Consider the following 25,472-nt stretch of genomic DNA (forward strand, 5'->3'; position numbering starts at 1 on the left):
GGCGTGAGGGCCGCCGGGCGTTCGGCCTCGCCGGGTTCGACGCCCGTTGTCCCGGGGCCGCCGCGACTCGCGGCGGCCCCGGGACGACGGTGCGGCAGGTGGGGGGTGTCAGTCGCTGTCGGCGCCGCCGGCCGGGTGGCCGCCTTCGAGCTCGGCGGCGTAGCGGACGACGGCCTCCGCGAGCCTGCGGGTCAGCCGCGCGGGTTCGCCGTCGAGGCGGGCGGAGACGGTGCGGTGGGCTTCTTCGAGGCTGACGCCGAGCAGTTCCCGGGTGACGACCAGGGTGTTCTCCGGGAGCATGTAGCGCCGGTCCATCCACCGCTGGACCTCGGTCATGCCGTCGACTTCCAGCACCTTCCGCAGGTCCTCGATCAGCGGGGCCAGCCACTGGGCGCGCAGGGCGTATTCGCCGCGACCGGCGAAGGTCGGGCGCAGGCGCGCCTCCAGCAGGGCCGGGTACTCCTCGACGGGCTCGGCGAACCGCGGGTAGTCCTTGGCGAATTCGTCCCAGTCGACCTCGATGCCGGCGAGGTGGCCCGGGAGGACCGGCCGGCGGAACCAGCTCTCGTCGGCCTGGGTGAAGACCTGCCGCAGCAGGTCGTAGGGCAGCTCGGCGGACTGCGAGAGCAGGACGGCGTCATAGAGGTCCTTGCCCTGCGGGTGGTTGTCCGAGATCAGCCAGAGGATCTTCCACGCGAAGGACAGCTGCGCGGTGGCCGTGAGCAGCGGACCGGCGACACCCGGAAGTCGGAAGGACTCGGGCGGGACGGGCAGGTGCTCGGTGAAGACGAAGTCCAGCTGGACCGTCCCGCCCGGGACGCCCGGGGCCGACCACGGCAGCACGAGCCTGCGCCCGGGTATCCGGCTGTACGTCCAGATCTCGTCGCCGAGCGCCTGGTCGGCGTGCAGCCGCACCGCGCCCGAGAGGCGCTCGGCGCCGGCGGCCAGCTCCTGGAGCATGCGGTCCGTACGGGCGTCCTCCAACTGCCAGTCCACCGGGCGGACCACGAAGTCCAGATCCCCCGGCTCCCGCGCCTGCTCGCCGTACCAGGCCCGCAGCAGGACGCTGCCGCGCAGCACCAGGTGCTCGGCCCACGGTGAGTCGGCGACGGCGGACAGGACGGTGTTCAGCGCCTCGCGGCGTGCGGCGAGCCAGCGTTCGGCGAGCCGCGGATCGGTGAAGGCCGGCTCGCTGGGGCGCAGGGCCCGGCTGTACTCGGCGAGCGCGGGGTCGAAGACCGGCTGCTGGCTGACCGCCTCGTCGTCGATCGGCCGCAGGCTCCTGGGCAGGCCCCGTTCCTCGCGCACCTCCTCCGACGGCGGCTGCTTGGGCAGCACGACGCCCTCCCACGGACCCCACCGGAGGCCTTCCCACGTCACCGGCGGCTGGGACCGGGACTGGTCCTTGGTCATCTCTGCTCTCCCTCTCCGTTCGGCTGGGCGCCGTGCCCGTGCCCGTGCTCGGTTATCCAGCCCGCGTCCAGCGCCTCGTCGCTGTCCACGACGACGAACTCGCGCTCCACCGACACCACCTCGCGGCCGTCGGCGGCCAGGGCCTCCAGCAGCGCCTCCAGACGGCGGGCCGCGGTGTCCAGGCCGACCAGGCGGCACCGCTGGGTCACGAACCACTCGCAGCGGCCGTCCTCGCGCACCCGGCGCGGATTGCGCGACAGGTGCGCACCGTGCCGGACGGCCAGTTCGGTGAGCGGGGCGAGGCGGGCGGGGGCCGCGGGCCGGGCCGGGCCCGCGGCGGGACCCCGGCCCGGGAGCAGCAACTTGACGTGGTGCTCGAAGTACCGGCCGCTCCCGTGCGGCACGGCGTCCTCGTCCGAGACGGGGACGCCCTGCGCCCAGGGGGTGGCCTCGATCTTGGCCCGCAGGACGGCGAACCCGGCCCGGGCCAGCCGCTCCGCCGTCCGGGACGTGGCAGCCGCGACCTCCTCCAGCGTGCCGCCGACCCGCAGGGTCAGCATCGGCTGCGAGGGCACCGCACCGCGCGCCAACAGGATCTGGGTGAACTTCAGGCCCTCGCCCCCGGCCCAGGCGGCCAGCGCGTCGGCGGCACCGGCCGCCACGGTCAGGTGCACCTCGAAGTCGCCCCGGACGTCGGGCGGAACGAGCCGGTCGTCACGGCTCCGGTCAGGACAGGTGTCGAGCATGGGCATCATCCTGCCAAGCCCCTCCGACAACGCCGTCGGCCCGGGCGGGCAGGACCGCGACGGCCTCCACCTCCACCAACTGGTCCTCGTACCCGAGCACCGCGACGCCGAGCAGCGTGCTCGGGGCGTCGTGCTCCCCCATCGCGGCCCGGTAGACGCTCCACACCTTCGCCAGGTCCGCCCGGCGGCTGGAGGCCACGTAGACCGTGGTCCGGACGATGTCGGTGAGCGCCGCACCGGCGTCCTCCAACGCGGTCGCCAGGTTCCGCATCACCTGGCGGGCCTGGGCCTCGTAGTCACCGACCGCGACCGTGCGGCCCTGCTCGTCCAGCGGGCAGGCGCCGGCCAGCCAGATCGAGCGGACCGGGGCGTCCACCTCCGCCGCGTAGGCGTACTCGACCGCCTTGGTCAGCCGCGTGTCACGGATCAACCTGACGGCGCCGCTCATGAAGTCCTCCGATGTCCAGACCGAACGTTCGCGCCCATCGTTGGCGCCTCCCGAACGACCGTCAAACCATTTACCGGCGAACCCCGTTCCGCATCGGGGACCGGGTGGCCGCGATTCACCGTTGTGGGTGATGGCGGCCCGGCCCGACCGGACGGAATCCTGGTGCGTACGCCCGCCCCCACACCCGCCCCCCACGCGCACACGTGCCAACCCGCCCTCGCCACCTGACCGGGAGTCACCGCCATGCAGCCCCAACCGTCCGGCCGCGACCAGACCTCCGGAGTCCACCGGCGCCGCGTGCTCGGCCTCGCCCTCGGCGCGGGCCTCGTCCCGGCCCTCGGCCCGGCCGCCCAGGCGGCCTCCGACGCCGCGCCCGGGACGCCCCGGTCACTGCCCGTCGCCGCGCTGGGCCGCCGGGTCGCCGAGGTGGCCACGAGCCAGCTCGGCGTGCCGTACGCCTGGGGCGGCGGCGACCGGCTGGGCGCCAGCCTGGGCTTCTGCGACGACCAGAACGGCTGGCTGAACGGCGTCTGCCTGGGCGAGAAGACGGTCGGCTACGACTGCAGCGGCCTGTCGCTCTACTGCTGGTACCGGGCCAGCCACGGCACCGTCGAACTGGGGCACTACACCGGCGCGCAGTTCAACCTGAGCGCCCCGGTGGCACGCGACGCGCTCGCCCCGGGCGACCTGTTGTTCTTCTCCCGCCCCGACGCGCCGCTCCACCACGTCGGGATCTACGTCGGCGAGGGCGCGATGATCCACGCCGAGCGCACCGGCACGCTGGTCGCCCGGGTCGAGAACGCGCTCGAAGTCCCGCGCTGGGCGGCCGAGTTCGCCGGCGCCCGCCGCCCGGGGCCCAGGGCCGACTGACCGGAGCCCCCGACCGGCCGGAGCCCGCGACCGCAGCTCCCGGCCGAGCGGCCCGGCCGCCTCACAGGCCGCCGCCCCGCTCCCCCATCCCGTGGTGGACCCGCACCAGCAGCTCCCGCAGTACCCGCCGCTCCTCCGCGTCCAACGGCGACAGCACCTCGTCCTGCACCGCCCGCGCCTGCGCGTCCAGTTCGGCGAGCAGCGCCCGCCCGGCCTCGGTGACCGACACCGAGACCCGCCGCCGGTCGGTCCGGTCCCTGGCGCGCTCGACGTAGCCGCCGGCGGCCAGCTGGTCCACGACCTTCGCCAGGTCGCTCGGGTCGATGGCGAGCCGCCGCACCAGGTCGCGCTGGGCCTGCGGACCGAAGTCGGCGAGCGCGGCCAGCACCGCCATGTCCCGGAGCCGCAGGCCGCGTTCGGCCAGCCGATCGGTGAGGCGGCCGCGCGCCGCCTTGCCGACCCGGGAGAGCAGGTAGGTGCTGAGGTCCAGCAGGGTCGGGGGGAGGTCGTCGGCGGGCTGCGGGTTCTCGGAAGCCATGGCGGCAGTCTAGGGTCCCTCCCTATAGTGGGTGCCGACCCATTAATTTCCCTCCCCTCCGGTTCATCCCGCCGTCAGGAGCCCGCCCGTGGACGCCCTGTACCCCCGCCTGCTGGTCACCCGCTTCGCCGAGTGCTTCGACTTCTACCGGGCGGTGCTGCCGCCGCTCACCGGCGCCGCCCTGGTCAAGGGCTCGCCCGAGGGTCCGTACGCCAACTGGGACGCCGCCGACCAGGCCGTCCTGGCGCTCTTCGACCGCTCCGCGATGGCCGCCGCGCTCGGCACCACCGGGCTGCCCGCCACCGCGCCCGCGCAGGACGACTCGATGCTGGTCCTCCGGGTGCCCGACGTGGACACCGCCCTCGCCCTCTGCCTGCGCCACGGCGGCTCCCCGGCCGCCCCGGCCACCGACCGCCCGGAATGGGGGCCGAAGCTGCGCACCGCCCATCTGCGCGACCCGGACGGCCGCCTGATCGAGCTCCAGTCCTACTGACCGGCACGCGCCGCGCGGCTCCCCTCGGGCGGCGCGGCCGGGCAGCGGGGCGTCCGCTACTCCATCGACACCACCGGGCGGTCGGCCGACTGCCCGGCGGCGTCGAAGCCGCCCTCCGCCCAGGCGAACCCGCTGGTCCGGAAGTCCGACGAACAGGCCCGCCCGAGGGCCGCCGAAGCGGTGTCGGCCCCCGGGACGTGCCCGAGCACGGCGGCGCAGTACTGGACGGCGTGAATGGGCAGCGGGCGCAGCTCGGCCGAGCCGGCCGGGGTGGCGGCCACGGCCCCGGCGAGCGCCAGACAGCCGGCCAGGGCGGGAGCGGCGAAGCCGCGGGGGAAGCGCATCGGGGTACCTCCGGTACGGGTGGGGCAGTCGGCCGCAGACTCGGCCGACCGGCCCATTCGACGGGCCGCCGCCGCCCCCGCCCCGGCCGACACACCGGATGACGCACTAGTCGTACGGACGCCACCGGCGCGCCGGCCGACGGGCCCTCAGCTCTCGGCGTCCTGCGCCCACAGCCGCGCCTCGCACGCCGCCACCAGCGCCCCGATCCGCGCCCACGCCTCCTCCGCCGGCAGCGGCGGCAGCCGGCGGCCGTCCCGCAGCCGCAGCGCCACCGAGCCGTCCACGGCCTCCCTGGCTCCGACCACCGCCTGGTACGGCGCCAGCCGGGCCGCACGGATCCGGGCGCCGAGGGTGCCGTGCTCGGGCCCGGCGACCTCGGCGCGCAGCCCGAGGTCGAGGCAGCGCTGCCGCAGCCGCCCGGCCTGCGGCAGCTCGGCCTCGGAGACGGGCAGCAGCACCACCTGGACGGGCGCGAGCCAGGCCGGGAAGGCGCCCCCGTACAGCTCGATCAGGTGGGCGACCACCCGCTCGACGCTGCCGATCACGCTGCGGTGCACCATCACCGGGCGGTGCTTGGCGCCGTCCGGGCCGATGTAGTGCAGGTCGAACCGCTCGGGCTGGTGGAAGTCGATCTGGACGGTGGAGAGGGTGAACTCGCGCCCGGCCCCGTCGGCGATCTGCACGTCGATCTTGGGCCCGTAGAACGCGGCCTCGCCCTCCGCCGCCTCGAACGGCACCCCGGAGCGCTCCAGCACCTCGGTGAGCAGGGCGACGGCGCGCTCCCACAGGGCCGGGTCCGCCACGTACTTGCCGCCCGCGCCGGGCAGCGAGAGGCGGTAGCGGACGGGGACGACGCCCAGCGCCCGGTGCGCCTCGCGGATCAACTCCAGTGCGGCCACGGCCTCGTCGGCCGCCTGCTCAGGGGTGCAGAAGATGTGGGCGTCGTTCAGCTGGATCGCCCGCACCCTGGTCAGGCCGCCCAGCACCCCGGACGGCTCCGAGCGGTACATGCCTCCCAACTCCGCCATGCGCAGCGGCAGCTCGCGGTAGCTGTGGGATCGGGAGCGGTAGATCAGCGCATGGTGGGGACAGAGGCTGGGGCGCAGCACCATCTCCTCGGAGCCCAGCTCCATGGGTGGGAACATGTCGTCGCGGTAGTGCGCCCAGTGCCCGGAGATCTCGTACAGTTCGCGTTTTCCGAGCACCGGGGAGTAGACGTGGCGGTAGCCGGCCCGGCGCTCGCGGCCTCGGATGAACTCCTCCAGGGAGTGCCGGATCGCGGCGCCGCCGGGCAGCCAGTAGGGCAGGCCGGAGCCCATCAGCGGGTCGGTGTCGAACAGGTCGAGTTCCCGGCCGAGCTTGCGGTGGTCGTGGGCGGGGCGGCCGTGGGCGGGGCGCTGGTCGGCGGCGTGGTCGTGCACGGGGTGGTCTCCACTCGGTCGGCGGGCGAGTGGTTCCGGGAACGGCGAAGCCCCGGGGCACTCGCCCCGGGGCTTCGGACTGGGTCAGCAGTCAGCGCGCCGGGACTCTCTCCGGCGTCGTCGTGGCGAGTGCAGCGCGCTTCATGCGTTCCACGGTAGCAGTTCCGCGCTCGCGGCGGTCGATCGTTTTCCGGGAGGCCGGTCGGCTCAGTACAGCGTGACGCACCCGCGCGCGGCCAGCGCCGCCGACAGCCCGGCCGACGGCCGTACGTCGTTCCACCGCAGGTCCAGCTTCTCCAGCGCGGGCAGCGCACCCGGTCGTGCCAGCCAGTCGGGCAGTTCGGTGATCCGGTTGCCGCGCAGGTCGAGGCGGCGCAGCAGCGGAAGACCGGCGAGAGCGGCGGGGACCTCCGTGAGGGCGTTCTCCCGCAGTTCCAGCTCGCGCAGTTCGGCGAGCCGGCTGACGGATTCCGGCAGGCCGGTCAACGCGTTGCCGCGCAGCCAGAGTTCGCGCAGCGCGCCGAGTTCACCGATCGACTCGGGCAGCGCGGTGATCCGGTTGTGTTGCGCGCGCAGTTCGATCAATGCGGACAACCCGCCGATCGTGGAAGGGAGTTCGGTGAGCCGGTTCTCGCCGATGTTGAGGTGGCGCAGCGCGGTGAGCCGCCCGAGCGCCTCGGGAAGCGCCGTGAGGGCGTTGTCGTGCAGGTAGAGGAAGTCGCGCAGCCCGGTGAGGTCGAAGAGCTCGGCGGGCAGCGCGGTGAGCCGGTTGTGCCCGAGGTCGAGGGTTCGCAGACCGGTCAACTGTCCGATTTCGGGAGGGAGTTCACTGATGCCGGTCTCGGCGAGGATGAGCACGGTCAGCTCGGTGCGGTCCCACACCTCGGCCGGCACCTCCGCGAGCGGCCGCCGCCAGAGGTCGAGCGTCACGTCCGTCGTTCCCGGCTCTCCGCGGTCCGGTCCCGGCTCTCCGTGGTCCGGACCGATCCGGAACTCCGCGAGCTGCCGACCGTACCACCGGTCGGTCAGCCCCGTGGCGGTCATCCCGAGGCGTCGGCAGACCGCCGCCGAGCGGGCGTTGTCCGGGGCCAGCACGGCGCGGATCTCGGTCAGGCCGTCGGCGAAGCCCTTGGCCAGGACGGCCCGGGCGGCCTCGGTGGCGATGCCCTGGCCCCAGCTGTCGGGGTGGAGGTGCCAGCCGATCTCGACCTCGCCGTCCCCGTCCGGCAGCGGCACCAGCAGCACCGTTCCGGCGACGGCGCCGGTGTCGCGGCGCTCGACGGCCCAGGCCCCGTAGCGCGGGTCGGCGGAGCGCTTCCGGCAGCGCTCGATGAAGGCCAGGGCCTCCTCGGGCTCCGTCATGGGGCGCGGGGTCCGGCCGAGCCAGCGGGCGACCTCCTCGCGGGAGTAGATGTCGAAGGCGCGCTCCTGGTCGGCCGGGGATGTCGTCCACTGACGCAGCACCAGCCGTTCGGTGGTCAGCACCGTCTCCGGACCGTCTGCCGTTCCCGCCATCGGGGCGCCCCTCTCGGATGCTCGGTTGGTGTGTGGATCACCGTACGCACCGGGGCCGCCCGGGGGAATGCCGCGGCCCGGGCGCCCGGGCGGGGCCGCCGCACGGGCGCATCGCGGTGGAGCCCCGTGAAGCCGCCCGGCGGCGGACGGTCGGCCCGGCTTCGACGCCCCGCAGCCTACCCCCGCGCCGCCTACCCCTGCGCCGCCGAGCCTTGCGCCGCCGGGACCTTCGCCGCCCCGGTGCCGCAGAAGGCCTGCTCCAGGAAGCGGACCTCCGCCTTCAGCTCCGCCGTGACCTGCGCGTCGTCGCCGCGCGGCGTCACCGACAGCGACACCTGCCGGTCGTTCGTGGCCGAGGTCCACGCCTGGGTGCTGTACCCGGGCACCGAGCCGTTGTGTCCGTAGATCGGACCGCAGGAGAGCTGCCAGCGGGCCAGTCCGAGCCCGTAGCCGAGCGCGCCCGGGACACCCTCGATCTCCATCGGGATGGTCCTGGTCATCTCGTTCAGCTGGGCGGGCGGCAGCAACCGCCCGCCCAGCAGTGCCTTGTCGAAGCGGTTCAGGTCGCCCGCCGTGGAGATCAGCGAGCCGGCCGAGTTCGCCCAGGTGGTGCTCTCCAGCGTCACGTCCCGGTCGCTCTGGCCGCCCGGGGCGGAGTCGTCGGGCACCGTCCAGTAGCCGTGCGCGTGTGGGCCCCGGATGCCGGTGGCCGCGCCCGGGAAGTAGGTGTCGTTCAGCCCGAGCGGGCGCAGGATGCGCGCGGTGATCTCCTCGGCGTAGCCGCGCCCGGTCACCTTCTCGATGATCATGCCGAGCAGGGTGAAGTTCACGTTGGAGTAGCCGAACCTGGCGCCCGGAGGGAAGTCGGGCGCGTGGGCGACCGAGGACGCCACCACCTGCGCCGGCGTGATGGGCCTGGTCAGGCCGCCCTGCTCCAGCCAGTCGGTGATGACCGCCGGGTCCGCCCAGTCCGGGAAGACCCCGCCCTTCTCGTTGGTGGAGTCCCAGAGGCCGGAGGTGTGGCTGAGCAGGTGGCGGACGGTGATCTGGCCGCCGTTCGGGACGAGCCCGGGCAGGTGGCGCTCGACCGGGTCGTCCAGGCCCAGCCGCCCCTCGCCGACCAGCTGGAGCACGGTGGTGGCGGTGAACATCTTGGTGACGCTGCCGGCCCGGAACCGTCCGTCCGCGCGGACCGGCGCGCCGGTGGCGAGGTCGGAGACCCCGGAGGCGCCGCGCCAGGTGCCGTTCCCGTCCCTGATCTCCGCGATCGCCCCGGCCGCGCCGGCGCCGGTCATCGCCCGGAGGGCCGCCGCCCGGGGGTCTCCGGTGCCCGGCCGGGCGTCGGCGGCCTCGGCGGCACCCGCCGCGGCCACCGGCCCGGCCAGCGCCAGACAGAGCGCCCCGATCAGCGCGGAATGCGTTCGACGTGCCATGCGACCCCACCTTCGCCGTCGGCGAGCAGGTCCTCGCCCTCGGTGCCCAGCCTCGCCGCCCATTTGACGGGCCGTCATCCTCCGCCGGGAGGAACCGGTCGTACACCCGCCAACGGAGGGCGTACGCCGGAAGGCGGAGGCCCTGCGGCCCGCGCGACTTGCCGGACTACCGGACCGCCGCCGGGCGGACCGGGTGCTTGCTCAGGATGGAAACCCGGTTGAACGCGTTGATGGCGATCGCCACCCAGACCACCGCGGAGATCTCCGCCTCGGTCAGCACTTCGCGCGCAACACCGTACGCGGCTTCCTGGAGCGCCGCATCCGCCGGAGCCGTGGTCGCCTCGGCCAGCCCGAGCGCGGCACGCTCGCGGTCGCTGAACACCTCGGTGTCGCGCCAGGCGGGGAGCACGCCCAGCCGCTGGGTGGTCTCGCCCTCGCGGATCGCGGCCCTGGTGTGCACGTGCAGGCAGTAGGCGCAGCCGTTGATCTGCGACACCCGGAGATTGACCAGCTCCACCAGCCGGCGGTCCAGCCCGGCCTCGGCGGCGACCTCGCGGGTCGCCTCGGCGGCGGCCAGCAGCGCCCGGTAGGCCTGGGGGCTCTGCTTGTCGATGAACACCCGCCGGTCCGTCGGGACCACCGTCACATCACTCACCTGGACTCCTTAGGCTGGTCGCGCTGTCGCCCGTCACTCTGCCATGCCATGATAGTTGAATCTAGAACTAATTGCACCTGGGAGGGACCCCACCCGTGAGCACCGCCGACACCGACCTCGCCACCACCCCCACCGCCGGCCCCCGCGTGGAGGTGCTGCCCGCCCGGGACGTCCCGCTCGGCGGCCCGCGCGCGATGACCGTGCGCCGCACCCTGCCCCAGCGCGCCCGCACCACGATCGGCGCCTGGTGCTTCGTCGACCACTACGGGCCCGACGACATCGCGAGCACCGGCGGCATGGACGTCGCCCCGCACCCCCACACCGGCCTCCAGACCGTGAGCTGGCTGTTCACCGGCGAGATCGAGCACCGCGACAGCCTCGGCGTGCACGCGTACGTCCGGCCGGGTGAGGTCAACCTGATGACCTCCGGCCACGGCATCGCCCACTCCGAGGTCTCCACCCCGGCCACCACCGTCCTGCACGGCGTCCAGCTCTGGGTCGCGCTGCCCGAGGAGCACCGCCACACCGGACGCGACTTCCACCACCACGCACCCGCCCCGGTCGCCCTCGACGGCGGCGAGGCCCGGGTCTTCCTCGGCACCCTCGCCGGCGACACCTCCCCCGTCCCCACCTTCACCCCGCTGCTCGGCGCCGAACTCGTCCTGCACCCGCACGCCACCGTCACCCTCGACGTCGACCCCTCCTTCGAACACGGCCTCCTGGTCGACACCGGCGACGTCCGCTTCGCTGGCACCCTGCTGCGCCGCGCCGAACTCGGCTACCTCGCCCCCGGCCACAGCACCCTCACCCTCACCAACACCACCGGGTCCGACGCCCGGGTGGTGCTGCTCGGCGGCACGCCCTTCGAGGAGCAGATCGTCATGTGGTGGAACTTCATCGGGCGCACCCACGACGACATCGCCCGGGCCCGCGAGGAGTGGCAGGCCGCCGCCGACCGCTTCGGCGCCGTCGAGGGCTACCCGGGCGACCGCCTCCCCGCCCCGGAGCTCCCGGGCATCCCCCTCAAGCCGCGCGGGAACAAGCGCTGACCTGCGCGTTCGACGGGCGAGGGAGCCGGCAGCGGGCCAGTCGGCTCCCCCGCCCCACGCGCACTCAGCCGGGCCTCGGGGAGCTCGCCGCGCCACCGCCCCCGCTCCGCGGCGCTCGGGCGGGCCGGTGCCGACTCGCGGCAGCGGCCCGCACCGGACCGGCCACCGGCCGGTGTGACGGTTCCTCAGGCCGTGCCGCCCGGCGGCACGGCGGTACGGGGTGTTCCGCGGGCCGGGTCAGCCCAGGCCGTTGATCCGCTTGTACTCGAGCGCGTAGGCGAGCTTGCCGGGCTTGGCGTCGGAGTACGGCTTGCTCAGCTTGTCGAACTCGCCCTTGGTGGCGGGCTTGCCGGCGTTCCACTGGTCGAGCGCGCCGAGGTCCGCGGCGGTGAAGCCGCTGTCGACGACGGAGGTCTTGGGCAGCGCGGCGATCGTCCGGGTCAGGCCCTGGACGGTGGCCAGGTAGCTGCCGAGGTCGTTGCGGTCCCAGCCGGAGAGGTCGACCGGCTTCGCGTCGCGGACCCAGCTGCCCCAGTAGAACTCCTGGAACGGCAGGGAGTTCTGCGCGTAGCCGATGTCGCGGCTGAAGTAGAGCAGGCTGCGGTACTTGTCGTCGCGGAAGTTGGCCAGGCCCACGCCGGTCGGCAGCTTGTTCACCTTGACCTGGTCGCCCTCCGGGCCGCGCAGGTAGACCCACTTGTTGGCCTGCATCCGGTCCCAGAAGTCCTGGCGGGTGAGGTTGCTGTAGTTGGCCAGTACCCGCAGCCGGACGTGCAGGTCCGCGCCGCCGTCCGGGGTCTCGTAGAAGGAGGTGAGGGTGTGGTGCCCGTCGGTGAGGAAGGGCTCGCCGTGCGGGCCGATGACGACCGTCTTCATGGCGGCGACGCTGTCGGCCGTCTCGGCGCCGACGGGGAGCTTGCAGGTGAAGGAGGACGGGTCGTCCAGGCGGGCGCCGGGCTGGACCGTCGCCGCGTCGACGCGGCCGTCGGCCTCGCACCAGTCGCCGAACTTCTTGTTGACCGCGTCCTTGCCGAGGGTGTAGCGGCCGAGCTTGTAGTACACCTCGTCATAACCCAGCGCGGGCTGAGTGGGGTGCACGTCGCCGATCCGGACGTCGAGCAGTTCGCCGGGCTCGGCGCACAGGTACCGGGCGAACGGCGTGGAGCGGTTGTCGTGCCCGCACTGCGGAGGCCGGGTGCCCGGCGCGCCGGGCGCCGCGTACGCGACCGGTGCCGACACGACCACCGCGACGACGGCGGCTCCCAGGGCGGCGGTACGACGGGACGGGGGGACGGAACGCATGGCACTCCTCGTTTCGGGAGGGGAGGCGGGGGCGGGGGTGGGGACGGGGACGGACAGGCCCGTGAGCGTGGCAGCGCCCGGCCAACACCGGCCCTCATCCCCGCGACATCCGGAAGAACCCGAAGTCAACGATCAGGCACCTTCTCCTGCGGAACCCCGGGGTAGCCGCCGCGATCCGGCGCGGCCTGACACATCCCCACCTCGTCCACCGGCCGTCGCGGTCGCCCGAGGAGATGGGGAGTCAGGGGCCCTCGCCGCTTCCGGCACCGCTCGGGCCCGGCCTTTCCGACAGGGTGTCGGCAACCCAGAAACTTAGGTTAGGCTAACCAAAGTTTCCGAGGTCGTTCCGACCCGTCCGCACCCGATCCCTGGAGGCCGCATGCCCGCGCCCGAGCCCGTCCCGTTCTCCACCCTGCTCCGCACCGCCAGCAGCGAGGAGCACGAGGCCGCGGAGCACTCCTCGTTCATGAGCCGCCTGCTGGGCGGACGGCTCGGGATCGAGGCCTACGCCGACCTCACCGGCCAGCTCTGGTACGTCTACCGGGCACTGGAGGACCGGGCCGGGCAGCTCGCGGAGCACCCGCTGGCGGGCCCGTTCATCGACCGGGCGCTGCTGCGCACCGACGCCATCGAGCGCGACCTGGCACACCTGCGCGGCCCCGGCTGGCGGGACGGGCTGGCGCCGCTGCCCGCCACCGCCGCGTACGTGGCACGGGTGGAGGAACTGGCCGCCGAGTGGCCCGCCGGATACCTCGCGCACCACTACACCCGCTACCTGGGCGACCTCTCCGGCGGTCAGATCATCCGGGGCGTGGCCGAGAAGGCCTGGGGCTTCGAGCGCAAGGGCGACGGCGTGCGGTTCTACGTCTTCGAGGAGGTCGCCAACCCCGCCGCTTTCAAGCGCGAGTACCGCGCCAAGCTGGACGCGGCCGGTGCGGCGATGGACGAGGTCGAGCGGCGCCGGGTGGTCGAGGAGTGCAAGCGGGCCTTCGTGCTCAACGGGGCGGTGTTCCGTGACCTGGACGGGCGCTACCCGCTGAGCGCCTGAGCGCCCCGACGGTCGACGGTCGACGGACCGGCCCCCGGCGAGCGGTTCCCGCCGGGGGCCGGTCCGCGTTCCGGCCGGGGCCGGGCCGGGTCAGGCCTGCGCACCGCCACGTCGGGTGCGCACCACGGCGGTGGCGCCGCCGCCGACCAGCAGCAGGCCGGCCGCGGTGGCCAGCAGCGGGACCACCGGGGTGTCCGCGCCGGTGGCGGCCAGCGAGCCGGTGTCCGGGCCGGCCAGGCCGGTGGTGGTGAGCGAGGGGCCGGCCGCGCCACCGACCGAACTCGGGCCGCCCGCAGCCGGGTTGGCGCCACCGCCGCCGGAGGTACCGGCGGCGGGCAGCTCGGCGTCCTTGTCGAAGGCCAGGGTGGCGCTGACCGGATCCAGGGCCGTACCGGCCGGGTAGTTGGAGAACACCGGGACGCCCTCGGCGGTGAGCGTGGCCGGGACGCCGGTGAGCGTGACCACGCCGTTGACCGGCTTGAGGGCGGCGGCGGGGACGTCGAGCTTGGCGATCCGGGCACCGCTGAGCGTGGTCGACGTGCCGTCCGGGGACTTGCCGTTGACGTCGGCGGTCAGGAAGGCGCCGTCCCGGTCGATGACCAGGCCCGGCTTGGAGAGCGTGGTGTCGAGCGCCCAGCCGTCCGTGCCCGGGTGGGCCAGGAAGCGGACCGAGCCGGTGAAGCCGGCGGTCAGGGTGTGATCGGCGGTGTCGTACTGGCCGGTGGCGCTGCCGAAGCGGTAGTCGGCCGCGCCGCCGCCGAACTCGACCTTGCCGGCGGCCATCGGGGATTCGAGGTACTTGCGGAAGCTCTCCTTGACCGTCCAGTTCAGGGTGCCGCCCAGCACGGGCAGGCGGTCGGGGACGGTGCCGGGGGTGCCTGGGGTGCCTGGGGTGCCGGACGGAACGGGCGTCCCGGGCGTCGAGGGCGTCGAGGAGGATGCAGGGGACGCGGGGGTCGACGGCGAGGAGGTCACCGAGGGGGTACCGGACGGGGTCTCGGTCGGGGTGGCGGTCGGCGAGGCGGAGGCGGTGGGCCGCGCGGTCGGCGAGGCGGAGGCGGTGGGCTGCGCGGTCGGCGAGGCGGTGACCGTCGGCGAGGCCGTGACGGTCGGCGAGGGCGAGGGCGTCGCCGGGCTCTGCTTGAGCAGCAGCGACAACGGGTCCATGTCCGCCCCCGCCTGGTAGAAGCCGGCGAAGGCCCGCGCGCCCTGCTCGGTCAGCTTGGCGGAGGTGGGCACCCCGGTGGTGGTGTCCCGTCCGACGGTGAAGGTCACCAGCGGCACGTCATCCCGTCGGGTGATCTCGGTGGCGCCCATCGACTCCTTGGAGGCGGTGTCGGCGGTGAGCGTGCCGGTGGTGCCCGAGGTGGTGACCTTCAGGTCGCTGAGCGCGATGTCCAACGCGCCGTGGTGGGCGGTGAAGTGCACCCCGCCGGTGAAGGAGGACCTGAGCGCGTGGCCGGCGAGGTCGTACGTGGCGCTCGCCAGGCCGAAGTGGAAGGTGCCGTCGGCGTTGCGGGTGGCGCCGCCGGTCGGCTCGACCGCGCCGCCCTGGGAGGCCGGGCTCTCGATGTAGGAGCGGAAGCTGCCCTTGACCCCCCAGTCCAGCGCGCCGGTGTCGTACGTGACGCTGCCCGGGGCCCCGGCGGCGACGGCCAGTGCGGGGGCACCGAGGGCGGTCAGGCCGAGGCCTGCGGTGGCGGCGGCCAGGGCGGCCAGGCGAGTGCGGTTGCGGTTGCGGGACATGGTGGTTGTACTCCGTTCGGATGGGGGTAATGCGGGACGGCCGGGGGGTCAGGCCGTGTGGTCGGGGCCCTGGGCGGTGGCCGCGCGGCGGCGCCGCACCAGCAGCCCGCTGGTCGCGGCGAGCGCCGCCACCAGCACCGCGCCACCGGCCACCGCGGCCGTCGGGAGGCCCTTCGAGGACGAACCCGCGGAGGACGCGACGGGCGAGGCGGCGGGGGTGGCCGGATCGGCCGAGGCGGCCGGGCCCGGCGGGGTGGCCGGGGCGCTGCCGAGGTCGGGCAGCGGGGGCAGTGCGGCGGCCGGGTCGAGGGCGACGGCGAAGCTCAGCGGGTCCATCTCGGTGCCGGCCGGGTAGAGGCCGCCGAAGGCCCTGGCGCCGCCCTCGGCGAGCTTCAGCGGCAGCTCGGCGGCCTTCAGCAGACCACCGCCGGACGTGAGGCCGGTGGGGTCGAAGGTCGCCAGCTCGATGCCGGTCAGCCGCTGGGTGGCGCCGTCCGGGGTCCGGCCGGAGACGTCCGCGACCAGCCGGCCCTGACCGCCCGCCACGGTGACGCCCGGGTTGGCCAGGGTGAGGTCCAGCCCGTGACTCTCGCCGCTGCGCAGGCCGGTGAAGCGGACGGTGCCCGTGAAGGAGGCGGTGAGGTCACCGGTCACGGGGTCGTACGTGCCCTTGGCCGGGGTCCAGCGGAAGAAGGCGCCGCCGTCGGCCGCGCCGTCGCCGAGCTCCCAACGGCCTTGGGCGATGGGGCCGGTGACGTAGTCGCGGAAGGTGCGTCGCACGCCCCAGTCGAGGGCTCCATTGCCGAACTCGGACGTCGCAGGCGCCTGGGCGGCGGCCTCAGCCGTAGCGGCGGCCCCGGCCCCGGCCCCGGCCCCGGCCTCCGCCGACGGGGAGGGCCCGGCGGAGGGCACCGCCGCGGGCGCGGCGGTCGGCGACGGCGCCGCCGAAGTCGCCTGTACGGAAGGCAGGTTGACGGAGAGGCTGAGCGGGTCGAGGGCCGTTCCGGCCTGGTAGAAGCCGCCGAAGGCCTTCGCCCCGGCCTCGGTGAGGGTGGCCGGGACGTTGCCGAGGCTCAGGGTGCCGGCCGCCCCGCGCAGGTCGACGCCGGTCATCGAGAGGTCGGCCAGCTTGGCCTGACTCGCCTCGCTGACCTGCCCGGTCTCCTTGGACTTGCTCCTGACGTCGGCGTACAGCCCGGCCGCGCCACCGGGCACCGCCCGGAAGGTGAGCCGCCCGAGGCTCAGGTCGAGCGCGTTGGCGCCGCCCTCCTGGTGCCCGGTGAAGCGGACGCCGCCGGAGAAGCCCGCGGTCAGCGCGCCGGTCACCGGGTCGTACGTGCCGTTCGCGGAGTGGAAGCGGAAGGTGCTGCCGCCGACCGTGGCCGCGCCGCCGGTGAGCGCCCAACTCCCCTTGGCGATGGGCCCGGTGACGTAGGTCAGGAAGGATTGTTTGATCCCCCAGTCCAGCCGCCCGCCGGAGACCTTGCCCTCGGCGGCCACCGCCCCGGCCGGCGACAGACCCACCGCCGACAGGGCGGCGAGAACGGCCACCAGGGAGGCGGCCGGACGACGGAGCCGACTGGGCAGGGACACGCGGATCACTCCTCGAAGGGGCATGGGGGCGCGACAGGGGGAGGGACCGGAAGCCACCGACCCTCTTGCGAAATTTAGGTAAGGCTAACCTAATATACGAACCGAGAGCCCATTCCCCGTCCGGCGGGAGGAGGCGACAACCCCCGACGAAGGGAAGCACGTTGAGCAGCAGTACGATCCGACCCCGGGCGGCCCGCGGACCGGCCCTCCTCCTGCTGCTCCTCGGCCTCCTACTCCCCCTCACCGCCTGCGGCTCCGTCACCGGGACGGCCGGGGCCACCGCCACCCGCGCCCCCGACGCGGTCGAGCCGCTGCCCGTGGAACCCGTCCCGCGGCTCCCGGCCACCACCCTCTCCGCCGACGGCCGCCAGGTCACGGTCACCAGCGCCGAGCGGATCATCCCGCTCAACGGCAGCCTCGCCGAGCTGGTGTTCAGCCTCGGTCTCGGCCCCAAGGTGGTCGCCCGCGACGTCTCCACCACCTTCCGGCAGGCCGCCGCGCTGCCGGTGATCACCCAGGCCCACGACGTGTCCGCCGAGGGCGTCCTCTCGCTGCACCCGACCGTCGTCCTCGCCGACCGCTCCACCGGCCCGGCCGAGGCCGTCGCGCAGATCCGCGCGGCCGGCGTGCCGCTGCTCCTGCTGGACGACGCCAAGAAGCTCGCCGACGTCGGCCCGCGCATCGACACCGTCGCCTCCGCCCTCGGCGTACCGGACGCCGGGCGGCAGCTGAGGGAACGCACCGGACAGCGGATCGCCGCCGCCGAGGCCGCCGTTCCGGCCACCGGCCGCCGGCCCAAGGTGGCCTTCCTCTACCTGCGCGGCAGCGCCTCCGTCTACCTCCTCGGCGGACCCGCCTCCGGCGCCGGCTCGCTGATCGAGGCCGTCGGTGGTGAGGACGCCGGCACCGCCGCCGGGCTCACCGGCGACTTCACCCCGCTCACCAGCGAGGCCCTGGTCAAGGCCGCGCCGGACGCGATCCTGGTGATGAGCAAGGGCCTCGACTCGGTGGGCGGCGTCGACGGCCTGCTCAAGCTCCCCGGCGTCGCCCAGACCCCGGCCGGGCTCGACCGCCGGATCGTCTCCATCGAGGACGGCCAGCTCCTCAGCTATGGTCCCCGCACCCCCCAGGTGCTCCGGGAGATCACCGCCCAGCTCCATCCGGAGGGCGCCAAGTGACCACCGCCGTACGGGAGAAGAGCCTCCCCGGGCCGTCCAGGACCACCCTGGTCACCGCCGTGCTCGCCACCGCCCTGGTGCTCTTCGCCCTGCTCGCGGCCGGCACCGGCGCCTACCGCATCCCACCGGGAGACGTCCTCGCCTCCGCCGCCCACCGCCTCGGCCTGGGCGGGCACGCCCTGGACCGGGTCGCCGAATCGGTGCTGTGGAACGTCCGGCTGCCCCGGGTGGTGCTCGCCCTGCTGGTCGGCGGCTCGCTCGGCTGCGCCGGGGCGCTGATGCAGGGCGTCTTCGGCAATCCGCTCGCCGAACCCGCCGTCATCGGCGTCTCCTCCGGCGGCGCGGTCGGCGCGGTGGCCTGCATCGTGCTCGGCCTGGACGCCCTCGGCAACTGGACGGTCACCGTCTTCGCCTTCGCCGGCGGGCTGTTGACCGCCTTCGCGGTGTACGTCATGGCCCGCTCCGGCGGCCGCACCGAGGTGGTCACGCTGATCCTCACCGGCGTCGCCGTGAACGCCTTCTGCGGCGCGCTGATCGGCGTCCTCCTGTTCACCGCCGACTCCGCCGCGATCAGCCAGGTCACCTTCTGGCAGCTCGGCTCGCTCGCCCAGGCCACCTGGGGCAGGGTGCTCGCCGTCCTGCCCTTCGCCGCCGTCGGGCTCACCGTCGCCCCGCTCTACGCCCGCAGGCTGGACCTGCTGGCCCTCGGCGAGCGCCCCGCCCGCCACCTCGGCGTCGACGTCGAGCGGATGCGGCTGACACTGATCACCGTGGTCGCGCTGCTCACCGCCGCGGCCGTCGCGGTCAGCGGCATCATCGGCTTCGTCGGCCTGGTCGTGCCCCACCTGCTGCGGATGTCGGCCGGGCCCGGCCACCGCTTCCTGCTGCCCGCCTCGGCACTCGGCGGCGCCCTGGTCCTGGTGGCCGCCGACCTCGCCGCCCGCACCCTCGCCGAACCGGCCGAACTGCCGCTCGGGGTGCTCACCGCACTGATCGGCAGCCCGTTCTTCTTCTGGCTGCTGCGCCGGACCAGGACCCGGCAGGGAGGCTGGGCATGAGACCGCACCGACACCGGGCGATCCCCGAACGGCCCCTGCCCGGAAGCGAGTTGCTCACCGCCGAAGCCGTCCGGCTGACCGCCGGCGGCCGCACGCTGCTGGCCGGCGCCTCCGTACGGGTCGCCGCCGGCGAGGTGGTCGCACTGCTCGGGCCGAACGGCGCGGGCAAGTCCACCCTGCTGTCCGTCCTCGCCGGGGACGTCGTGCCGCACGGCGGTGCGGTCACCCTGCGCGGCCGGCCCCTGGGCTCCTACGGGCCCGCCGAACTCGCCCTGCACCGTGCGCTGTTGCCGCAGGCCGCCGCGCTGTCCTTCCCGTTCCCCGCCGACGAGGTGGTCCGGATGGGCCGCGCGCCCTGGGCCGGCACGGCGGCCGCCGCCGAGGACGAGGCCGTGGTCGCCGAGGCGATGGCGGCCACCGAGTGCGCCGCCTTCGCCGGGCGCCCGTTCACCGCCCTGTCCGGCGGAGAGCGGGCCCGGGTGGCGCTGGCCCGGGTGCTGGCCCAGCGCACCCCGCTGCTGCTCCTGGACGAGCCGACCGCGGCCCTCGACCTGCGCCACCAGGAACTGGTGCTACGGGTGGCCCGGGAGCGCGCCGCCGCCGGGGACGGCGTGGTCGTGGTGCTGCACGACCTGTCCCTCGCGGCGGCCTACGCGGACCGGCTGGTGCTGCTGGCGGCCGGGGCGACGATCGCCGACGGACCGGTCGCCGAGGTGCTGCGGGCACCGTTGCTCAGCGAGGTCTACGGCCACCCCGTCGAGGTGCTGGCGCACCCGCGCACGGGGGTGCCGCTGGTGCTGCCCGAACGGCGCTGAGCCGAGGATCCGGCCCGCCCACCGGAACCCGACCCGCCATCCGCACCCGACAGTGCTCGACCCCGACGCGGCGCCCCAGGGGCCGAACGTGCACGGCGGCCGGGAGTCACCCTCCGACGCCGAGGAGCGGCTCCCCCGAGACCAGGCCGCGATCCACCGGCTGGTGGTGCCCGGGGACGGCGCTCGGTGACCGTTCGCCCACCGCCGCGCCCGGACCGCGCGCCTGCGCCACGCCGGCGTCGTCGGCCAACCGGTCGCGCAGGGCGGCGAGCCGGGCGAGGTGCGCGTCGAGGGTGGCGGCCACGTCGGCCCCCAGGACGCGGACCCGTGTTTCGAGGTCCGCGATCCGTTCCAGGATGGGCCCCCACCGGTCGTGGGCGGCGGTGGGGGCGTCAGGCGCGCCGTTGGTCGCTGTCATCGCGGAGCCGGTCGGTCTGGCGGGCGAGGTCGTCGAGGCGGGCGGCGAGGTCGCGGTGGGCGGTGGTGAGGTGCGGGCCCATGTCGGTCAGGGGCGCCACGAGGTCGGCCGGATCGGTGGCGCCGAGGGCGGCGGTGAGCGCGGCCAGCGCGGGCCCCGCGGCCGGGCCGTGATCGGAGGCGGCGGTGATCTGGGCGGCCAGGACGCGCAGTTCGGCCGCGTGGTCACGGGCCCAGGCGCTGACGGCGCGGTCCGCGGCCCGGCGGTCGCGAACGGCCTTGACCCGTTCGGCTCCGGTCCCTCCGGACACCGGGCTGTCGGCGGGGCGCAGGCGCAGGTAGCGGTTCTCGGCGGCCTGGCGGCTGGCGACGCCCATCGGGCGGGCGAGGTCGGCCCAGGTGGCGCCGCCGGCGCGGGCGGCCTCCACCAGGGGCGCCTCCCAGTCCGCGAGCTGGGCGCGCAGTTCGCGCAGCAGGACCAGGGCGGCCAGCGCCTGCTCGGCGCCGCCCTCCTCCTGCGCGGCCCGGGGCTCGGTGGCCTCCTGGGTGCGGGCGCCGTGGACGAGGTCGTCGATGGCGGAGAGGGCCGCCGCGGCGGCGAGGAAGGAGACCGGCCCCGAGCCGGCTCGACTGTCGGTCTTCGGCGGTTTCGTGCTCATGGCGTCATTCTACGGATGACGCGGGACATTTGTCATCGGATGGACGACGTGCTACAACGAATGTCAGGTGAAGCGCACTGGCACCCATCGATCAGTGGAGGTGTTTCGCGATGCTGATGCGCACCGACCCGTTCCGCGAGCTGGACCGGCTGACCCAGCAGTTCCTCAACGCGACCGGCACCTGGTCGCGGCCGAACCCGATGCCGCTGGACGCCTACCGGACCGGCGACGAGTACGTCATCTGCTTCGACCTGCCCGGGGTGGACCCGGAGGCGATCGACATCGACGTCGAGCGGAACATGCTGACCGTCAAGGCCGAGCGCCGGCCGCGCCACGAGGGCGAGGGCGTGAAGTGGGAGCTGTCCGAGCGCCCGCTCGGGGTCTTCTCCCGGCAGGTCATGCTCTCCGACACCCTCGACCCCGAGGGGATCACCGCCGACTACGACGCCGGCGTGCTGACCCTGAAGATCCCGGTCGCCGAGAAGGCCAAGCCCCGCAAGGTCGCGATCAGCCACAGCGGAGGCCGCAAGCAGATCCAGGCCTGATCCTCCGCCGGGCGTCCCCTGCCGCCCCCGCCCACCTCCCGTGCCGTCCCACCCACCCGGGCGGCACGGGAACCACGACGGCCTCGTCGGCCGTCACGCACCTCGCCGGACCGACCGACGCCACCTCGCAGTGAACCGGCGGCCCGGCGAGTCGGACGCCGGTGAGTCGGACGCCGGCGGGTCAGACGCTGGTGAGCAGCTGGGGCGACAGGGTCTTGATCATGGTGTTCGTCCACCGCATCTGGCGCAGCGTCCGGGGATGGCAGTCGGTGGCGAGCGCCAGGAGCCGCTGGTCGCGGGTGGCTTGTGCCGCCTGGGCGAGCATCTCCCAGTTGAGGGAGTTCTCGGTGGCGGTCAGGTGGAGGTCGCGCAGGTCGCGCAGGAGCAGCGGGCCGGTTTCCGGGCGTCGGCCCAGGGCCTCGGCGGTCTTCTCCCGGACGGTGGCCCACAGCCCGCTGCCCGGGTCCGGGTCCGCGTCCGGGTCGTCGTCGGGCCCGGACAGGTCGAGACCGTGGTGCCGCGCGCCATCGGCGAGCCGTTCGACGTGTTCGCGTGACCAACGGGCGACGTCGACGGCGACGTGGTGGACCTCGTGGTCGGTGCGGTGGCGCTGCGCGGCCGCGAGCAGCTCGCGTTCCATCCGGCGTTCACCCGCGTGCAGGTCCCGCAGGACGACGGAGATACCGGTCATGGCCGGTCTCCTTCCGGTCGTGGGATGTCGGTGGTGGCCAGGGCCGCGGGCCCGCCGGTGGTCTCCGGGACGGAGCGGGAGCCGACCGGGGCCGAGGCGGTGGTCGTCGGGGCCGGGGAGGCGGCGCCGTCCCCGCGCTCGATCAGCGTCAGACGGGCGGCGGCCGTCTTGAACAGCGGCTGCTTGGAGACCGGGTCCCAGTCGCTGATGGTCGCCTCGTTCGCGGCGCGCCCGCCCGCCGCACCCGGCCGGTGGCCTCCGGCGGTGTCCCAGTAGCCGTAGTGGAAGGGCAGGAACACCATCCCGTCGCGGATGGCGGTGACCCTCAGCCGCCCGCGCACCGAGCCGCGCGGGCTGGTGACCTCGACCAGGTCCCCCTCGGCGGCGCCGTGGCGCGCGGCTTCGGCGGCGGACAGCTCGACCCACACGTCGGGGGCGGCGGCGCTCAGCTGCGGGACGCGGCCGGTCTTGGTGCGGGTGTGGAAGTGGTAGAGGGTGCGGCCGGTGGTCAGTTGCAGCGGGTACTCCTCGCCGGTGTCCTCGTGCGGCGGCAGGTACTCGGCCGCCTTCAGCACCGCCTTCCCGTCCGGGTTCAGGGCCCGGTACTCGGTCTCGGAGACGGACGCCCCCGTCACCAGGTCCTTGCCGTAGGTCTCGCAGGTGTCGGGCGCGGCCCAGCTGATGCCGTCCGAGTAGAGCCGTTCGGTGCCGTCCGGCGCCTCGGCGGTGCACGGCCACTGGATGCCGCTCGCGCCGCGCAGCCTCTCGTAGTCGAGCCCGGTGTAGTCGCACGGCCGGCCGCGGCTGCACTCCTTCCACGCCTCGAAGGCGGACCGGGCGTCGTGCCAGCCGATCAGCGGGCGGCCGTCCTTGTCCCGCAGGTCCATGCGGTGCGCGTAGTCGAGGAAGACGTCCAGGTCGGCGCGGGCCCGGCCGGGCGGGTCCACGGCCTTCTCGGACAGGTGGACGGTGCGGTCGGCATTGGTGAACGTACCGGTCTTCTCGCCCCAGGTGGCGGCCGGCAGGACCACGTCCGCGAGCTGGGCGGTCTCGGTCGGGTAGAGGTCCTGGACGACGGTGAACAGCCGCTCCTGGCCCAGGATCGAGCGGATCCGGCCGAGCTCGGGCAGGGAGACGGCGGGGTTGGTGCCGGAGATCCAGAGCATCCGGATCGAGCCCTGCTCGGCGTAGCGGAACATCCGCATCGCCGGGGTGGGCGGGGCGTAGTGCGGGATCCGTTCGGGCTCGACGTTCCACAGCCGTGCGAGTTCGGCGACGTGCTCGTCGTTCTCCCAGTTGCGGAAGCCCGGCAGGTCGCCGTCGGCGCCGCACTCCCGGGTGTTCTCGGCGGTGGGCTGGCCGTTCATCTGCAGCACTCCGCAGCCGGGACGGCCCAGCATGCCGCGGATCAGCTGGAGGTTGTTGACCTGGACGGCGGCGGCGGTGGCCTGGTGGGACTGGTAGACGCCCTGGAGCACGGTGGACAGCAACTTCCGTGCGCCGCCGAGGAGTTCGGCGGCGTGCCCGATGTCGCGGGCCGGGACGTCGCAGATCGCCGCCGCCCACGCCGGGGTGCGGTCGGCGACGCGCTCGGCGAGTTCGTCGAAGCCGACCGTGTGCCGTTCGATGAAGGCGCGGTCGATCCGGTCGGTGCGGATGATCTCGTGCAGCAGGGCGTTCAGCAGGGCCACGTTGGTGCCGGCCCTCGGGGCGAGGTGGACGGCGGCGCGCCGGGCGGCCTGGGTGGGCCTGGGGTCGACGCACACCAGTTGCGGCGGCCGGGGGCCTTCCAGCCGGTCCAGGACCCGCATCCACAGCACGGGCTGGGTCTCGGGCATGTTGTGGCCGAACAGGGCGATCACGTCGGCGTGGTCGACGTCGGCGTAGGAGGCGGGCTGGCCGTCGCAGCCGAAGGTCTCCTTGAGCGCCGCGGCGGCGGTCGCGGTGCACAGCCGGGTGTTGCCGTCCAGGTGGTTGGTGCCGATCCCGGCCCGGGCGATCACCGCCAGGGTGTAGTACTCCTCCAGGAAGAGCTGGCCGCTGGTGTAGAAGCCGATCGCCCCCGGGCCGCTCTCGCGCAGCAGTCGCTTGGAGGTGGCGACCACCGCCGCCATGGCGGTGTCCCAGTCGCGCGCCACCAGTCGGCCGTCCTGGCGGATGAGGGGGGTGGTCAGCCGGTCGGCAGCGTGGTTGGCCTGCCACGCGAAGAGGTCCTTGGGGCCCAGCCGGCCCCGGTTGACGCGGTCGCCGGGCCGGCCCCGCACCCCGACGATCCTGCCGTCACGGACGGCGATGTCCATCGCGTCGCCGTTGGAGTGCAGCAGCGACGCGCTCCGCACCCACCGGTCCACCTGCTCCGCGGCGGTGCCGGGCTCCAGGAAGCCGTCGACCCGTACCGGCCAGTCCTCGCCCGGGCCGTACGGGGTGCGCGCGCCCCACGGCTGCGCGATCCGATCCGTCTCGTGCCGCATCGACAGCCTCCCGCGGGGTGCCGCCCGGCGCCGGCGCCGATCGCCTGGCCCGGGCGTTTCTCGGGACGCGCACCGGGTGGCCTCGCGCCGTGGTGCTCGCCCCGCCCCATCCTGGGCGCCGGTCGGTGATGTCGCGAGCGCTGGAGCCGCGTTCGGCGGTACTCCTGCCACCACGAGGGATCCGCCGCGCTCCGCGTTTCCCGTCGCCGTCGCCGGGCACACGCGGCGCCATGGACCAGCTCCCGACACCGGCACTCGAAGCCGCCGAGGCCTTCCCCGTCGGCTCCCCCGCCCACGGTCGCCCCGACCGGCCACCAGCGGGGACGCGGCCGCGGCCCGGGCCCGGCCGCGGTGCCCGTCGCGATCGACACCCGAACGGGCGAAGCCCATGACACCCCGGCCCCGCCCCGGACGACAGTCCGACTCCCCTGGCCCGGACTCTCCGGACCGCCTCCCGGACGGACTCCCTGACGGCCGCCCCGGCCTCGATCCGGCCGACACGATGGCGCGGCACATCACGGCGGCCCTGGCGGCGGCCGGCCACACGGTCGCGGTCGCCGAATCGCTCACCGCGGGCCGCCTGGCCACCGTCCTGGCCGACGCCCCCGGAGCCGGGCAGACCTTCCTCGGCGGCGTCGTCGCCTACGCCACCGGGACCAAGTCCGCGCTGCTGCACGTCGACGCCTCGCTGCTGGCCTCGACCGGCGCGGTCCACCCCGAGGTCGCCGCCCAGATGGCCCGAGGGGTCCGCGACATCACCGGCGCCACCTACGGCCTCGCCACCACGGGTGTCGCCGGCCCCGCCCGGCAGGACGGCCGTCCCGTGGGAACCGTCTTCGTCGCCCTCGCCGCCGACCGGACCACCGCCACCGTCGAACCCGACCCACCCGGTGACCAGCGCGAGGACATCCAGCACGCGAGCGTGCTCGCCGCCCTGCGGCTCCTCCACGACCACCTGCGTCCCCCGCCGTAGCCCCTCCGGTACCCGAAGCCCCGCCGCGGCGACGGCCTCGCGGGACGGCC

Annotated in this window: 25 protein-coding genes; 9 read left to right on the plus strand and 16 right to left on the minus strand. The window is 74.7% G+C overall.

Going from position 1 to position 25,472, the window contains the following annotated elements:
* Nucleotides 1-108: 108 nt before the first annotated feature.
* Genes ACZ55U_RS30255 through ACZ55U_RS30265 form a run of 3 tightly spaced genes read right to left on the minus strand, consistent with a single transcriptional unit; the run spans nt 109 to nt 2,607 of the window.
* Nucleotides 109-1,413 carry a nucleotidyl transferase AbiEii/AbiGii toxin family protein gene (locus tag ACZ55U_RS30255; RefSeq protein WP_465531102.1) on the minus strand — a complete coding sequence of 435 codons (1,305 nt, stop codon included), beginning with the start codon at nt 1,411-1,413 and terminating at the stop codon, nt 109-111.
* A complete protein-coding gene (locus ACZ55U_RS30260) occupies nt 1,410-2,159 on the minus strand; it encodes a hypothetical protein (protein ID WP_465531104.1) in 750 nt (249 codons plus the stop codon). The genes ACZ55U_RS30255 and ACZ55U_RS30260 overlap by 4 nt, the downstream gene beginning before the upstream one ends.
* Nucleotides 2,140-2,607: a RidA family protein gene (locus ACZ55U_RS30265; protein WP_465531106.1), complete on the minus strand. Its 468-nt coding sequence runs from the start codon at nt 2,605-2,607 to the stop codon at nt 2,140-2,142. Before ACZ55U_RS30265 ends, ACZ55U_RS30260 begins: the two co-directional genes overlap by 20 nt.
* A gap of 243 nt (nt 2,608-2,850) precedes the next feature.
* Here ACZ55U_RS30265 and ACZ55U_RS30270 point away from each other — a divergent pair, with 243 nt between their 5' ends.
* On the plus strand, nt 2,851-3,477 hold the full coding sequence (locus tag ACZ55U_RS30270) for a C40 family peptidase (protein WP_465531108.1): 627 nt from the start codon (nt 2,851-2,853) through the stop codon (nt 3,475-3,477).
* Nucleotides 3,478-3,538: 61 nt separating this feature from the next.
* On the opposite strand, the gene ACZ55U_RS30275 is transcribed toward ACZ55U_RS30270, so the two are convergent.
* On the minus strand, nt 3,539-4,015 hold the full coding sequence (locus ACZ55U_RS30275; protein ID WP_465531110.1) for a MarR family winged helix-turn-helix transcriptional regulator: 477 nt from the start codon (nt 4,013-4,015) through the stop codon (nt 3,539-3,541).
* An 88-nt stretch (nt 4,016-4,103) separates the two neighbouring features.
* Here ACZ55U_RS30275 and ACZ55U_RS30280 point away from each other — a divergent pair, with 88 nt between their 5' ends.
* The gene (locus tag ACZ55U_RS30280) at nt 4,104-4,508 is read left to right on the plus strand and encodes a VOC family protein (protein WP_465531112.1); all 405 of its coding nucleotides are present in this window, start codon (nt 4,104-4,106) and stop codon (nt 4,506-4,508) included.
* 56 nt (nt 4,509-4,564) lie between these two features.
* Here ACZ55U_RS30280 and ACZ55U_RS30285 read toward each other — a convergent pair whose 3' ends face one another.
* The 5 genes from ACZ55U_RS30285 to ACZ55U_RS30305 all read right to left on the minus strand — a co-directional run bounded on the left by ACZ55U_RS30285 (nt 4,565) and on the right by ACZ55U_RS30305 (nt 9,877).
* Complete coding sequence (locus ACZ55U_RS30285; protein ID WP_465531114.1) at nt 4,565-4,852, minus strand: hypothetical protein; 288 nt, start codon at nt 4,850-4,852, stop codon at nt 4,565-4,567.
* Nucleotides 4,853-4,999: 147 nt separating this feature from the next.
* On the minus strand, nt 5,000-6,274 hold the full coding sequence (gene thrS / locus ACZ55U_RS30290; protein ID WP_465531116.1) for a threonine--tRNA ligase: 1,275 nt from the start codon (nt 6,272-6,274) through the stop codon (nt 5,000-5,002).
* A gap of 207 nt (nt 6,275-6,481) precedes the next feature.
* A complete protein-coding gene (locus ACZ55U_RS30295) occupies nt 6,482-7,789 on the minus strand; it encodes a GNAT family N-acetyltransferase (protein ID WP_465531118.1) in 1,308 nt (435 codons plus the stop codon).
* Between the two features lie 191 nt (nt 7,790-7,980).
* The gene (locus tag ACZ55U_RS30300; protein ID WP_465531120.1) at nt 7,981-9,222 is read right to left on the minus strand and encodes a serine hydrolase domain-containing protein; all 1,242 of its coding nucleotides are present in this window, start codon (nt 9,220-9,222) and stop codon (nt 7,981-7,983) included.
* 166 nt (nt 9,223-9,388) lie between these two features.
* Nucleotides 9,389-9,877, minus strand: a complete 489-nt coding sequence (locus ACZ55U_RS30305) for a carboxymuconolactone decarboxylase family protein (protein ID WP_465531122.1) — start codon at nt 9,875-9,877, stop codon at nt 9,389-9,391.
* A gap of 95 nt (nt 9,878-9,972) precedes the next feature.
* Here ACZ55U_RS30305 and ACZ55U_RS30310 point away from each other — a divergent pair, with 95 nt between their 5' ends.
* Nucleotides 9,973-10,926, plus strand: coding sequence for a pirin family protein (locus ACZ55U_RS30310; RefSeq protein ID WP_465531124.1), 954 nt, complete (start codon nt 9,973-9,975; stop codon nt 10,924-10,926).
* A 237-nt stretch (nt 10,927-11,163) separates the two neighbouring features.
* Here ACZ55U_RS30310 and ACZ55U_RS30315 read toward each other — a convergent pair whose 3' ends face one another.
* A complete protein-coding gene (locus ACZ55U_RS30315; protein ID WP_465531126.1) occupies nt 11,164-12,228 on the minus strand; it encodes a ParB/Srx family N-terminal domain-containing protein in 1,065 nt (354 codons plus the stop codon).
* A 379-nt stretch (nt 12,229-12,607) separates the two neighbouring features.
* On the opposite strand from ACZ55U_RS30315, the gene ACZ55U_RS30320 reads away from it, so the two are divergent.
* Nucleotides 12,608-13,276 (plus strand): biliverdin-producing heme oxygenase, encoded by a 669-nt coding sequence (locus ACZ55U_RS30320; protein WP_465531128.1) that lies wholly within the window; start codon nt 12,608-12,610, stop codon nt 13,274-13,276.
* 90 nt (nt 13,277-13,366) lie between these two features.
* Here the strand turns inward: ACZ55U_RS30320 and ACZ55U_RS30325 are convergent, their stop codons facing one another.
* On the minus strand, nt 13,367-15,022 hold the full coding sequence (locus ACZ55U_RS30325) for an HtaA domain-containing protein (protein WP_465531130.1): 1,656 nt from the start codon (nt 15,020-15,022) through the stop codon (nt 13,367-13,369).
* A gap of 48 nt (nt 15,023-15,070) precedes the next feature.
* Nucleotides 15,071-16,615: an HtaA domain-containing protein gene (locus ACZ55U_RS30330; protein ID WP_465531132.1), complete on the minus strand. Its 1,545-nt coding sequence runs from the start codon at nt 16,613-16,615 to the stop codon at nt 15,071-15,073.
* 161 nt (nt 16,616-16,776) lie between these two features.
* Between ACZ55U_RS30330 and ACZ55U_RS30335 the strand changes: the two genes are divergently transcribed.
* Genes ACZ55U_RS30335 through ACZ55U_RS30345 form a run of 3 tightly spaced genes read left to right on the plus strand, consistent with a single transcriptional unit; the run spans nt 16,777 to nt 19,666 of the window.
* A complete protein-coding gene (locus tag ACZ55U_RS30335) occupies nt 16,777-17,793 on the plus strand; it encodes a heme/hemin ABC transporter substrate-binding protein (protein ID WP_465531134.1) in 1,017 nt (338 codons plus the stop codon).
* A complete protein-coding gene (locus tag ACZ55U_RS30340) occupies nt 17,790-18,851 on the plus strand; it encodes a FecCD family ABC transporter permease (RefSeq protein WP_465531136.1) in 1,062 nt (353 codons plus the stop codon). Before ACZ55U_RS30335 ends, ACZ55U_RS30340 begins: the two co-directional genes overlap by 4 nt.
* The gene (locus ACZ55U_RS30345) at nt 18,848-19,666 is read left to right on the plus strand and encodes a heme ABC transporter ATP-binding protein (RefSeq protein WP_465531138.1); all 819 of its coding nucleotides are present in this window, start codon (nt 18,848-18,850) and stop codon (nt 19,664-19,666) included. Before ACZ55U_RS30340 ends, ACZ55U_RS30345 begins: the two co-directional genes overlap by 4 nt.
* A gap of 106 nt (nt 19,667-19,772) precedes the next feature.
* Here ACZ55U_RS30345 and ACZ55U_RS30350 read toward each other — a convergent pair whose 3' ends face one another.
* Both ACZ55U_RS30350 and ACZ55U_RS30355 read right to left on the minus strand, forming a co-directional pair.
* Entirely contained in the window at nt 19,773-20,084 is a 312-nt protein-coding gene (locus ACZ55U_RS30350; RefSeq protein WP_465531140.1) for a hypothetical protein, read from the minus strand.
* On the minus strand, nt 20,059-20,742 hold the full coding sequence (locus ACZ55U_RS30355) for a type III effector protein (protein ID WP_465531142.1): 684 nt from the start codon (nt 20,740-20,742) through the stop codon (nt 20,059-20,061). The genes ACZ55U_RS30350 and ACZ55U_RS30355 overlap by 26 nt, the downstream gene beginning before the upstream one ends.
* A gap of 110 nt (nt 20,743-20,852) precedes the next feature.
* On the opposite strand from ACZ55U_RS30355, the gene ACZ55U_RS30360 reads away from it, so the two are divergent.
* The gene (locus tag ACZ55U_RS30360; RefSeq protein ID WP_465531144.1) at nt 20,853-21,287 is read left to right on the plus strand and encodes an Hsp20/alpha crystallin family protein; all 435 of its coding nucleotides are present in this window, start codon (nt 20,853-20,855) and stop codon (nt 21,285-21,287) included.
* 181 nt (nt 21,288-21,468) lie between these two features.
* On the opposite strand, the gene ACZ55U_RS30365 is transcribed toward ACZ55U_RS30360, so the two are convergent.
* Complete coding sequence (locus tag ACZ55U_RS30365) at nt 21,469-21,978, minus strand: hypothetical protein (protein WP_465531146.1); 510 nt, start codon at nt 21,976-21,978, stop codon at nt 21,469-21,471.
* Entirely contained in the window at nt 21,975-24,449 is a 2,475-nt protein-coding gene (locus ACZ55U_RS30370; RefSeq protein WP_465531148.1) for a molybdopterin oxidoreductase family protein, read from the minus strand. The genes ACZ55U_RS30365 and ACZ55U_RS30370 overlap by 4 nt, the downstream gene beginning before the upstream one ends.
* A gap of 502 nt (nt 24,450-24,951) precedes the next feature.
* On the opposite strand from ACZ55U_RS30370, the gene ACZ55U_RS30375 reads away from it, so the two are divergent.
* On the plus strand, nt 24,952-25,422 hold the full coding sequence (locus ACZ55U_RS30375; RefSeq protein WP_465531150.1) for a CinA family protein: 471 nt from the start codon (nt 24,952-24,954) through the stop codon (nt 25,420-25,422).
* The last annotated feature ends 50 nt before the right edge of the window (nt 25,423-25,472 follow it).

This window comes from Kitasatospora sp. NPDC034533, assembly GCF_055575155.1.

Bases quoted from the DNA above. Each gene is read 5' to 3' on its own strand.
- ACZ55U_RS30355 (WP_465531142.1), bottom strand. From the start codon at position 20,742: ATGAGCACGAAACCGCCGAAGACCGACAGTCGAGCCGGCTCGGGGCCG.
- ACZ55U_RS30275 (WP_465531110.1), bottom strand. From the start codon at position 4,015: ATGGCTTCCGAGAACCCGCAGCCCGCCGACGACCTCCCCCCGACCCTG.
- ACZ55U_RS30300 (WP_465531120.1), bottom strand. From the start codon at position 9,222: ATGGCACGTCGAACGCATTCCGCGCTGATCGGGGCGCTCTGTCTGGCG.
- ACZ55U_RS30315 (WP_465531126.1), bottom strand. From the start codon at position 12,228: ATGCGTTCCGTCCCCCCGTCCCGTCGTACCGCCGCCCTGGGAGCCGCC.
- ACZ55U_RS30350 (WP_465531140.1), bottom strand. From the start codon at position 20,084: ATGACAGCGACCAACGGCGCGCCTGACGCCCCCACCGCCGCCCACGAC.
- ACZ55U_RS30375 (WP_465531150.1), top strand. From the start codon at position 24,952: ATGGCGCGGCACATCACGGCGGCCCTGGCGGCGGCCGGCCACACGGTC.
- ACZ55U_RS30370 (WP_465531148.1), bottom strand. From the start codon at position 24,449: ATGCGGCACGAGACGGATCGGATCGCGCAGCCGTGGGGCGCGCGCACC.
- ACZ55U_RS30265 (WP_465531106.1), bottom strand. From the start codon at position 2,607: ATGAGCGGCGCCGTCAGGTTGATCCGTGACACGCGGCTGACCAAGGCG.
- ACZ55U_RS30360 (WP_465531144.1), top strand. From the start codon at position 20,853: ATGCTGATGCGCACCGACCCGTTCCGCGAGCTGGACCGGCTGACCCAG.
- ACZ55U_RS30255 (WP_465531102.1), bottom strand. From the start codon at position 1,413: ATGACCAAGGACCAGTCCCGGTCCCAGCCGCCGGTGACGTGGGAAGGC.
- ACZ55U_RS30365 (WP_465531146.1), bottom strand. From the start codon at position 21,978: ATGACCGGTATCTCCGTCGTCCTGCGGGACCTGCACGCGGGTGAACGC.
- ACZ55U_RS30260 (WP_465531104.1), bottom strand. From the start codon at position 2,159: ATGCTCGACACCTGTCCTGACCGGAGCCGTGACGACCGGCTCGTTCCG.
- ACZ55U_RS30345 (WP_465531138.1), top strand. From the start codon at position 18,848: ATGAGACCGCACCGACACCGGGCGATCCCCGAACGGCCCCTGCCCGGA.
- ACZ55U_RS30270 (WP_465531108.1), top strand. From the start codon at position 2,851: ATGCAGCCCCAACCGTCCGGCCGCGACCAGACCTCCGGAGTCCACCGG.
- ACZ55U_RS30285 (WP_465531114.1), bottom strand. From the start codon at position 4,852: ATGCGCTTCCCCCGCGGCTTCGCCGCTCCCGCCCTGGCCGGCTGTCTG.
- ACZ55U_RS30325 (WP_465531130.1), bottom strand. From the start codon at position 15,022: ATGTCCCGCAACCGCAACCGCACTCGCCTGGCCGCCCTGGCCGCCGCC.
- ACZ55U_RS30295 (WP_465531118.1), bottom strand. From the start codon at position 7,789: ATGGCGGGAACGGCAGACGGTCCGGAGACGGTGCTGACCACCGAACGG.
- ACZ55U_RS30320 (WP_465531128.1), top strand. From the start codon at position 12,608: ATGCCCGCGCCCGAGCCCGTCCCGTTCTCCACCCTGCTCCGCACCGCC.